We start from the raw sequence: 9,901 nt of genomic DNA, 5'->3' as shown, positions 1-9,901 counted from the left end.
GTGCGGGTGCGGGGGCCCGCCGCCCCCGCCCTTGCAGCCGCCGCGGGGGCGAGCGGGACGGCGGCCCGGCCCCCCGCGCCGGCCCGCCCGCGGGTCAGGGCCACGGCGCCCACCCGCCCCTCCGCCTCCTCCACTCGGCCTTCGCCTCGCTCGACGCGCCCTACAGCGCGGGCCGGCGCGGCGGAGCGGCCCGCTTCCCCCGCCCCCGCGTCGTCGCCGACGTCACCGACCTGGGCGCCGTCGCCGACGGCACCACCGACTGCGCCCCCGCGATCAACCGCGCCCTCGACGCGGCCGGCCGGGCCGGCGGCGGCACGGTCCTCGTCCCGCCCGGCACCTATCGCATCGACGGCCTGATCCGCATCGGCCACTCCGGCGTCGTCCTGCGCGGCGCCGGCAGCGGCCGGACGACGCTGTACGCGACCAGGAACCTCACCGAGCTGATCGGCCCCTACGGCTCCCGCTACGGCGGCGACAAGTCGTCCTGGTCCTGGGCCGGCGGCCTGATCTGGCTCGCCCCCGAGGCCCGCTGGACCTCCCTGGTCGCCGCGATCCGGGACAGGGCCTGGCCGTTCGAGGGCTGGACCGGCAACCGGCGCGACGAGTGGACGACCCTGACGACGGTCGCCCCGGCCCGGCAGGGCTCCTGGACGGTGACCGTCGCCGACCCCTCCCGGCTGCGCCCCGGCCGACTGGTCCTGCTGCGCCTGGCCGACGACGCCGACCACACGCTGCTGCAGCACATGGCGGGCGGCGGCCCCGGCCCCGCGGCCTACTCCTGGGACGACAAGACCAAGCTGACCTCCTACGTCCCCTACGAGTGGCCCGTCCGCGTCACCCGCGTCCACGGCCGCACCGTCACCCTCGAACGCCCCCTTCCGCTCGACCTACGCCCCGAGTGGGACCCGCGGCTGACCACCCACGTCGAGGAGCTGACCGGCTCGGGCGTGGAGGGCCTGACCCTGGAGGCGATCGAGACCCCGCAGTCCCCGCACCTGCTCGACAAGGGCTACAACGGCGTGGTCCTGCAGTGCGCCTACGACTGCTGGGTGGACGACGTGACGGTCCGCCACGTCGACAACGGCTTCGGCCTGGTCGCCGCCTCCGCCTGCACCCTGCGCCGCACCCGCGTGGCCGGCCGCGGCTCCCACCACCCGTACTTCTGCCGCGAGGGCTCGCACGACAACCTGATCGAGGACTTCACCATCGAGCAGCGCACGGTCCCCGCCCCGCCCGGCACCCAGCTGCACGGCATCAACGTCGAGGGCCTGTCCTCGCACAACGTCTGGTCGCGCGGCGAGATGCAGATGGGCACCTTCGACTCGCACCGCGGCCTGCCCTTCGCCGACGTGCGCACCGACATCACGGTGAACAACAACGGCCGGCACGGCGGTGACGCCAGTGCCGGCCCGCTGTTCGGCGCCCGCTTCACGCACTGGAACATCCGCGTCACCAACGGCCGCGCGGGCCTGGTGAAGATCGACGGTCTGGCGCCGTACTCGGCCACCGTCGGCATCGACGAGGTCACCGAGTTCGACCAGATCGACGTCCCCGACTTCACCGGCGACCTGCACTCGCGCCTGGAGCTGTACGGCACCACGGACGTCGTGCGCCCGCGCAACCTCTACGACGCCCAGCGCGCGCTGCGCGCCCGGTAGCGTCCCGGCGTGATGCCGACCAGCTTCTTGAAGTGCCGGGTGAGGTGCGCCTGGTCGTAGAACCCGGCGACCGGGGCGACCTCGCCCGGCGGCACCCCGTCCAGCAGCAGCCGCCGGGCCCTGCCGACCCGCCGGGACATCAGGTACTGGTGCGGGGCGATGCCGTACGCGCCGCTGAACGCCCGCACCAGATGGGCGGGATGGGCGTGCAGCAGCCGCGCCGCCTCCTCCAGCGAGACCCCGGTCACCACCCGCGCGTCGAGCAGCTCCCGCAGCTGCCGTGCCAGCGCCGGGTCCCGGCGGGCACGCGACGCGGCACGCCGCGAGAGATGGCCGCGCAGCCGTTCGCCGACCAGCGTGAGCCGGCTCTCCGCCTCCAGCTCGTCGCCGGGCCGCCCGAGCGCGGAGTGCAACTGCCCCACACGCCGCCGCAGCACCGGGTCCCGCAGGTCCGGCCCGTCCACCGCCGCCCCGATCAGCTCCTCGCCCAGACGGCTGGTGTCGAGGTACACCACGCGCTTGCGGAACCCGTCCGGGGTGGCCGGGGAGCCGTTGTGCGGCACGTGCGGCGGCAGCAGGGTCACCGTGTCGAGCGGGGTGCCGTGCTCGTGCCGCTCCAGGTCGTACCGTACGGCGCCGTCGTCCACGATGAGCAGCGTCCAGGCGTCGTGGACGTGCATCGGGTAGGCGTACTCGGTGAAGTGGGCGTGGAAGACCTCCACGACACCCGGGACGCGCGGGCGCCAGGCGGAGACGTCGGCCCGTCGGGCCCGTTCGGCGGCCACGCAAAGAACGTACAAGACCCGCTGACCGGCCGCCGGGCAGTCTCACCCCATGAACACCGAACCGACCGAACGCGACCAGGCGACCGGACCCGACCAGGCGATCGGACCCGACCAGGCGATCGGACCCGACCAGGCGAGCGAACGGGGCGACCGGGCCACCGATGCCACGCAACCGATCCGCTTCGACACCAAGATCGCCGTGCTGCTGCGCGAGGACCTCGAACCCTGGCAGCGCCTGAACGTCACCGCCTTCCTGGTCAGCGGCCTGGGCACGGCGGTCCCGGAGGTCGTCGGCGAACCGTACGAGGACGCCGACGAGGTGTCCTACCTGCCGATGTTCCGCCAGCCGGTCCTGGTCTTCGAGGGCACGAAGGAGACGCTGACCCGGGCACACGCCCGGACCCTGACCCGCGCCCTGCCGCGCGCGGTGTTCACCTCCGACCTGTTCACCACGGGCAACGACCGCGACAACCGCGCGGCGGTCCGGGCCGTACCGACCGCCGAGCTGGACCTGGTGGGGCTGGCGGTGTACGGCCCGAAGAACGCGGTGGACAAGGTGCTGAAGGGGGCGCGGATGCACCCGTGAGGCGATCGCCGGGGTTGTGTATGCGCTCTGGGGCGCGGGGTCGCGGGGGTGGAGGTCGCCCGGACCCCTCGACCACGGCCCCCTCCACCACGGCCCCCTCCTTCACGGACACCACCGACTTCTCCGCGACCGACGCCCCGGCCACCGACTTCTCCACGACCGACTTCTCCAGGACCGACGCCTCCACCACCGACTCCTCCATGACGTCCCCCTCCACCCGAGGCTCCTGCGGCAGGCGCCGCATCAGTGCCCCGTAGCCGAACCCGGCCACCGTCCCGACCACCGCGCACGTCCCCCACAGCCACTCCGCGCCGAGGCGGTCGATGACCGTGCCGGACATCAGCGGTGCGACGAGGGCGGCGAGGGACCAGGCCAGCGAGTAGACGCCCTGGTAGCGGCCGCGCCCGTGGACCGGGGAGAGCCGGACGACGAGCCCGGTCTGGGTCGGCGCGTTGACCATCTCGCCGAGGGTCCACACGCACACGGTGAGGGCGAAGACGCCGACCGACCCGGCGAAGGCGGTGAGCCCGAAGCCGTACCCGGCGAGCAGGGAGGAGAAGATCAACAGTCGGCGGGGGTCGCGGTGCTCGATGAGCCGGGTGACGGGGATCTGCAGGGCGACGATCAGCACGCCGTTGACGGCGATCGCCATGCCGTAGTCGGCGGGGGTGAACCCGGCCTCGCCCATGGCGACGGGCAGTCCGACGGACCCTTGCTGGAAGACGAGGGCGACGAGGAAGGAAAGCCCGACGACACCCATGAACCGCCCGTCGCGCAGCACGGTCACCAGCCGCACGGAGTCGCCGCCGGCCGCCCCGCCCGCCTCACCCGGCCCGGACGGGCCGCCGGGCCGCGACTCGGGCAGCTTGAGGAAGACCACGATCGCGCAGGCCATGGTCATCCCGGCCTCGATCAGGAAGCCGGCGAGGTAGCTGAACTCGGCGATGAAGCCGGCCCCCATGGAGGAGACGGCGAAGCCGAGGTTGATGGCCCAGTAGTTCAGGGAGAACGCCCGGACGCGGTCCTCGGGCCGCACGATGTCGGCCATCATCGCCTGCACGGCTGGCCGGGAGGCGTTGGAGGCCATGCCGACGAGGAAGGCCACAGCGGCGATGGAGACGGGATCGCGGACGAACCCGAGCAGCGCGACGAAGACGGCCGTGGACGCCTGAGCGACGAGCAGGGTGGGCCGCCGGCCGAGCCGGTCGGCCATCACGCCGCCGGCGAGGGAGGAGACGACGCCGCCGAGCCCGTGCAGGGAGGCGACGAGACCGGCGTAGGAGGCGGAGTACCCGCGGTCGAGGGTGAGGTACAGCGCCATGAAGGTGGCGACGAATGCGCCGAGCCGGTTGACGAGGGTGCTGGTCCACAGCCACCAGAAGGACCGGGGGAGACCGGAGACGGTGTCGTGTGCGGCACGTCTGAGACTGGCGACGGACATGGACGACGACCCCCGGAACTGTCGATGGTGTGAGCGCGCGAGAGCGCGAGCGCCCGATGAGGCGCCGGCGCCCGATGATGTAAGTGCCGTAACCGGCAGACACAACTTACGAGAGCAGGTCGCGGCGGGGCCACTCAATTAACAGAACCCGTCAACCGTCCGCCGGTCGGGCACCGGCGCGGGGCGCCGAATGCGTGGATTACGCTCTGAAGCATGGCCGACGCACCGTACAAGCTGATCCTCCTCCGCCACGGCGAGAGCGAGTGGAACGCGAAGAACCTGTTCACCGGCTGGGTGGACGTCAACCTCAACGACAAGGGCGAGAAGGAGGCGGTCCGCGGCGGTGAGCTGCTGAAGGACGCCGGCCTGCTGCCCGACGTGGTCCACACGTCCGTCCAGAAGCGCGCGATCCGCACGGCCCAGCTCGCGCTGGAGGCCGCCGACCGCCACTGGATCCCGGTCCACCGCTCCTGGCGCCTCAACGAGCGCCACTACGGCGCACTCCAGGGCAAGAACAAGGCCGAGACCCTGGAGGAGTTCGGCGAGGAGCAGTTCATGCTGTGGCGCCGCTCCTACGACGTCCCGCCGCCCCCGCTGGACCGCGACGCCGAGTACTCCCAGTTCTCCGACCCGCGCTACGCCACGCTCCCGCCGGAGCTGCGCCCGCAGACGGAGTGCCTGAAGGACGTCGTCGCCCGCATGCTGCCGTACTGGTTCGACAGCATCGTCCCCGACCTCCTCGCCGGCCGCACGGTCCTGGCCGCCGCCCACGGCAACAGCCTGCGCGCCCTGGTCAAGCACCTCGACCAGATCTCGGACGCCGACATCGCGGGCCTGAACATCCCCACCGGCATCCCCCTGTCCTACGAACTCGACGCCGACTTCCGCCCGGTCACCCCCGGCGGCAAGTACCTCGACCCGGACGCCGCAGCAGCGGCCATCGAGGCCGTCAAGAACCAGGGCAAGAAGAAGTAACGAGACGCCGGTAAGCCCCCGACCTGCGCTTTCCTCGCAGGGCGGGGGCTTTTTTGGCATAGCTGGGCCGTGTCGGGGCCGTCAGGCTAGACGAGGCGGACGGTCACGCGGATGGACATTGCGAAAGCCAAGGTGTCGCGGCGGTAGACCTCGGCGCAGGCCGGGCAACGGGTGATGCGGCGGTTGTTGCAGCGGACGAGGAGTTGGCCGGCTGGGAGGGTGGTCGAGCAGTGGGGGCCGGCACTGCTCGGATCGTTCGACGCCTACTCGGCACCCCAGGCGGACCGTTGGGTCACGGTCGCCCTCCGCACGATCTCACCGGCTCTGGACACGGACGCCTCCGACAAGGCATGGGAGTGGCTGTACGAGGGCCAGATCGAAACCCGACAAGCTCTGTTGCGCGCCGAGCCGTGCACGGTGTCAGTGACCCACGCCAAGACCCGCATCACGTGGACGATCCGACCGGTGTTCTTCCTCCACTCGCGCACAGTCAGGCTGCTGAACTCCCGGCATGCGCGCTCGACTTCAAGCCCCGCCCAACAGAGTGAGTTACAACTTTCTCCACTGGTTCAAGGCGGCTCGCTCCGCTCCCCGCGCGCGGCCCGGCCCCCGGCCGGGCCTGCGCTCCTGTCTCCGCCCCTCTCCAGCCCGGCCGGCGCCCGTGCCGCGCACAGCAACAAGCCGCCTGACAGGGAAGGGGTACGTCGCGGCTGGAGCGATCGGATCCACGCTACAGGTAGCCGCTTTGGCCAAAGGCGCTCCGCATATTGGACATGGCAAGGCTCCCTCCCCGTGCACTGGGGAGGGAGCCTTGCCTAATGGTTACGGCCTTGCTAGGCGAGACCGCGGATTTTCTTGCCGACGTCCGAGGACGGGTCGGTCAGGGCGGTGTAGACCTTGTAGCCAGAGTCCTTGGCGCCGCCGCCCCAGGTGACCTTGCCGTCGGTCTTTACGGTGGCTGAGACGCCGCCCCAGTACTGAGCGTCGCGCTCCCAGCGGACGGTTTTGAGCAGCCCCTTCACATCCACGTGCGGCTCGAAAGGCTCCTCGGTCCAGGACATTGTGCGGTGCATGGTAGCCCCGAGACCGGCAAGGACGGCCGGAGTGGTGATCGCGTTTTTCTGGACGAACTGGTCGGTGTGGGTCGTGATCAGATCCTTCAGCGCGTCGACGACCTCGTGGAGGGCCTGGGACTCCGTCACGCCGTCGGGGAGGTCGGCGAGGGTGATGCTGGCGTTGCCCGAGGAAGCCTGGATACCGGACCGACCGAGCAGCGTGGTTACGACCATCGTGCGGAGCGCCGAGAGGGTAATCCACTCATTGGGGCTGGATCCGGCCTGTCGCTTGCCGGTGACGATGAAGTCGGCCAGCGGCTTCTCGCCGTCCGGCAGCATAACCGTGGTGGCGTCCACAAGCTGGCGGGTGATGGTGGTCGCGAGGTCACGGTCGTCCATGGACAGGGCGAGCGACTTGTCCACGGGGACGCCCTTGAGGTTGCGGTCGTGGAAGATCTGACGCGCGTCGCTGGCCGGGATACCGTGGTAGATCTCGAAGGCAACCATTGCAGTAGAAAAGTCGAAGCCCTCCAGGCCGTAGAACTTCTTGTTCTTCCGGATGCGGTGCATGGCCGTGATCTGGGTCTCGGCGTCGACCGCAACGATCGCGTCCAGGATCGGCAGGTGGGTATTGCCGCTCTCGTCGATGATCAGAGGGCGCTGGCACCACAACGTCAGCGGAGGCGTCGACCAAGCGTTGCCGAGCTCACCCTTAAGCGCCTTAGCGAGGTAGTCGGCGTAGGGGCCGATGTTCTTGGCCTTCGAGCTGCCCTTGGAACCGATCAAGCGCTGCACCGCGGCGCGCATCTCCGCGTACTCGTCCATGCCCATGTCGGTTTTGCTGTTCGCGGACGCCTCAACGATCTCGGGGTCGTTGACGATTCCCCAGGTGTTTTCCCAGTCGATGACGCCGATGGCGAGGTGGGAGTGGACCACCTGAACCTTGATCGCCAGCCCGGTACGGACGGGTGACAGCATGCGTTCACCTTTGTCTTCTGCGAGTTGGAGCCGCAGCGCTTGCCTTGGCAGCCTTCAACGTAGGTGAAGGGTCATCAGGAGGGCAACCCGCGGATTTAGTTAGAGCGTGATTCTTCATCCTCAGAATCGATTGGAGTGCTCTAAGGGTGCATGTCTGCCGTGGAGACAGATCTGCAGGTGGGCGTGTTGATTCGCTCATCGGTATTCGGTAATCCGCGGGTTAGTTCCCGTGATCATGGCGCAATCCTGTTCCTTTAAATGGCCTAAAGTGACCGGCGCAGGGGGCTTCCCCAGCTGAGGACCCGATGTGGTGATCACGGTTCGGTCGTCGCGGCTTGCTCTGGTTGACGGCAGCGGCAGCGTGGTTGAGGCCGGTGGGGCTGCAGCGAGGCATACGCGTGCGTGGTCGGTCGGCGCGCCCGCCGTCGTAGCTGACTGTCGTCGGCTGAGGTTCAGACGGGCCGCTTTGAGGGGTGCTGGCCGTCAGCCGAGCGCGCCGAAGCTGGGCCGCCCGAGGTCGCTCAACAGTGGCCGATGACGACCAACGGCGACCACCAGGCGCGCGGGCACACCGCTCTCGAGCAGGAAAAATGCAGGCCACCAAGATCCCTGGCAAAACCCAGGGCAAGAAGAAGTGGGCCCAACGTGACCGACCCCTGCCCGCGGTGTCCTGCCGCGGCTGGGGGCTTTGTCCTGCCCGGTCCGTCTCTGGGCCGCCGCCCAGGCGTCCGGTGAAGTGAAACGGAGCCCGCCGGTCGGCGGCTACCGCGCCCCGCTGATCCTCCACCGCGTCGAGGAGCAGGTGCCACGGATACTCGTCCGGCTTGCCCTGACCCGGCTGGTTGGGCACCGTGACGCCCCCCACTCAAGCGCTGCAGGCTCATCCCATCCGAGGGGATACGCCTCAGCCAGGCGATACACGTCAGCATTGGTCAGGTCGGCCGGATTCACCGGCGTGTACGTCAGCGCCGTCGTCGTCACTCCGCCCGACGAGACCACTCCAAGGCCCTGCCGGTCAGTATCGACATCCCCGTCACCGCCACGGCCGCCGACGACGTCAGGGTGGACCCCGTCGGCACCGGCAAGCAGTGATCGCCGCTTCTCCGGCTGCGGTGGCGCGGTGGGGTGTCAGGTCGTCCTGTGCTGCCGGCTGCCGCGTGTCACGGCCCCGCACACCGCGGACACGGCGGCCGTCGCGGCGAGAGTCAGGAGCATGACCAGGCCCACGCCGATCACGAACAGGCCGCTGGCGTCGTCCGACCAGTCCCAGTAGGAGGCGACCGTCAGGCCGGCCGTGGTGCCCAGGACGGCGGCGGGGCCGTGGCCGCGCAAGGCCGTCCAGCAGGTCGCCGCCAGCAGGGTCAGGACGAGACCGGCCACCTGCCACGCCTGGTACGGGCCGGTCGTCGTGCCGTCCGGCTGTATGTCGGGGCGCTGGTCCCAGCCCAGCCAGACGGCCCACATCACCAGTGACAGTCCCGCCAGGAGGAGGGTCCACGGCAGGTAGGACGTGGGCTTCAGCAGTGCGCGGTTCGTCGGTCCTCGGCTCATGGCTCAACGGTCGCCGCCCGTGCCGCCACCGGCCTGAGCACGCCTACTCATCTTTCCTGGGTGACCGCGACCACCTCCCGAGTACGGTCGTCCGAGTACCTTCCGAGTACGGCGGGCAGGTGTGTCGGCTGTGCCCGCTAGCGGTGCCGCAGGCTCTCGTTGAAGTCGGCGACCTCGGTGATCAGCGCCGCTATGTACGCGGCCGCCTCCCCGGCCGTGCCCGGCTCGTGCGGTCCAGGGGTGTCCTGCACGGTGGCGGGGAAGCGGAAGGTCGTCGTGTCGGGTGCCGTCGGTGGCAGGGGCCGGGCGTGGTGGAGGATGAGCATGTCGGCGACCAGGCAGGTCACTTCGCCCGCGGCGGAGCGGCCGATCCAGACCGGGTACGAGCCGTCGCCCATGCCGCTGTGATAGGCGATCAGATTCGTGCCTGTACGGGGGTCGGTGGCCTCACCCGGCTCCAGTCGGTCCTCGAACGCTTCGGCCAGCCCCTCGCGCCCCGCCGCGTCGAGGAACGCGCCCATGCCGGTGTCCACGCCGAAGCCGTAGAACTCCCCCTCGCCCAAGAGGCGCGGGTCCTGGCCGGGGCGGACGGCGAGTTCCCAGCTCACGGTGGGTTCGTCGGTGATGCGCAGCAGGGCGGCGGTGTTGTCGCCCCACCCCTTGCCCTCCCATTCCATGGTGGCGATCACCACGGGGTACTCGCCCGGCGGCACCCGCACGGTGAACGGCTCGTCGTCTTCACCGAGGGTGCCGGGGTCCGCGGCGACGACCGAGCCGGTGGGCAGCCGCAGGACACCGGCCGGCTCGGGGGCGGTGACGACCGCCGTACCGAAGTGGGGGTGGGCGAAGCGGCTGCCCGGGGTGAACAGGGC

At 70.5% G+C, this 9,901-nt stretch carries 7 protein-coding genes and 3 pseudogenes; 4 read left to right on the top strand and 6 right to left on the bottom strand.

The window, feature by feature from the left end:
• Positions 1-1,658: glycosyl hydrolase family 28-related protein (locus GV126_RS16140; protein WP_236570017.1), on the top strand; the 1,658-nt coding region annotated here is incomplete at its 5' end.
• On the opposite strand, the gene GV126_RS16135 is transcribed toward GV126_RS16140, so the two are convergent.
• Positions 1,625-2,443, bottom strand: a complete 819-nt coding sequence (locus GV126_RS16135; RefSeq protein WP_159667115.1) for a helix-turn-helix transcriptional regulator — start codon at positions 2,441-2,443, stop codon at positions 1,625-1,627. The two genes, GV126_RS16140 and GV126_RS16135, sit on opposite strands and share 34 nt — an antisense overlap.
• A gap of 49 nt (positions 2,444-2,492) precedes the next feature.
• On the opposite strand from GV126_RS16135, the gene GV126_RS16130 reads away from it, so the two are divergent.
• The gene (locus GV126_RS16130) at positions 2,493-3,029 is read left to right on the top strand and encodes a DUF2000 family protein (protein ID WP_237331196.1); all 537 of its coding nucleotides are present in this window, start codon (positions 2,493-2,495) and stop codon (positions 3,027-3,029) included.
• Positions 3,030-3,251: 222 nt separating this feature from the next.
• Here GV126_RS16130 and GV126_RS16125 read toward each other — a convergent pair.
• A pseudogene (locus tag GV126_RS16125) lies at positions 3,252-4,470 on the bottom strand (MDR family MFS transporter); the annotation flags it as partial.
• A 213-nt stretch (positions 4,471-4,683) separates the two neighbouring features.
• On the opposite strand from GV126_RS16125, the gene GV126_RS16120 reads away from it, so the two are divergent.
• Positions 4,684-5,445, top strand: coding sequence for a phosphoglyceromutase (locus GV126_RS16120; RefSeq protein WP_159667113.1), 762 nt, complete (start codon positions 4,684-4,686; stop codon positions 5,443-5,445).
• 131 nt (positions 5,446-5,576) lie between these two features.
• On the opposite strand, the pseudogene GV126_RS37305 reads toward GV126_RS16120, so the two are convergent.
• Positions 5,577-5,672, bottom strand: a pseudogene (locus tag GV126_RS37305) (replication initiator); the annotation flags it as partial.
• On the opposite strand from GV126_RS37305, the pseudogene GV126_RS36510 reads away from it, so the two are divergent.
• Positions 5,665-5,993, top strand: a pseudogene (locus GV126_RS36510) (hypothetical protein). The pseudogenes GV126_RS37305 and GV126_RS36510 overlap by 8 nt on opposite strands.
• A 285-nt stretch (positions 5,994-6,278) precedes the next feature.
• Here the strand turns inward: GV126_RS36510 and GV126_RS16115 are convergent.
• The 3 genes from GV126_RS16115 to GV126_RS16100 all read right to left on the bottom strand — a co-directional run.
• A complete protein-coding gene (locus tag GV126_RS16115; protein WP_159667111.1) occupies positions 6,279-7,478 on the bottom strand; it encodes a DNA sulfur modification protein DndB in 1,200 nt (399 codons plus the stop codon).
• A gap of 1,128 nt (positions 7,479-8,606) precedes the next feature.
• A complete protein-coding gene (locus tag GV126_RS16105; RefSeq protein ID WP_159667106.1) occupies positions 8,607-9,029 on the bottom strand; it encodes a hypothetical protein in 423 nt (140 codons plus the stop codon).
• A gap of 137 nt (positions 9,030-9,166) precedes the next feature.
• The coding region (locus GV126_RS16100) for a DUF4241 domain-containing protein (RefSeq protein WP_159667103.1) at positions 9,167-9,901 on the bottom strand (735 nt) is incomplete at its 5' end.

The sequence above is a fragment of the Streptomyces mexicanus genome, assembly GCF_902506575.1.
Lineage (GTDB): Bacteria > Actinomycetota > Actinomycetes > Streptomycetales > Streptomycetaceae > Streptomyces > Streptomyces mexicanus.
Note: the sequence above shows the minus strand (reverse complement) of the source record. Positions and strands in the feature narration are given on the sequence as shown.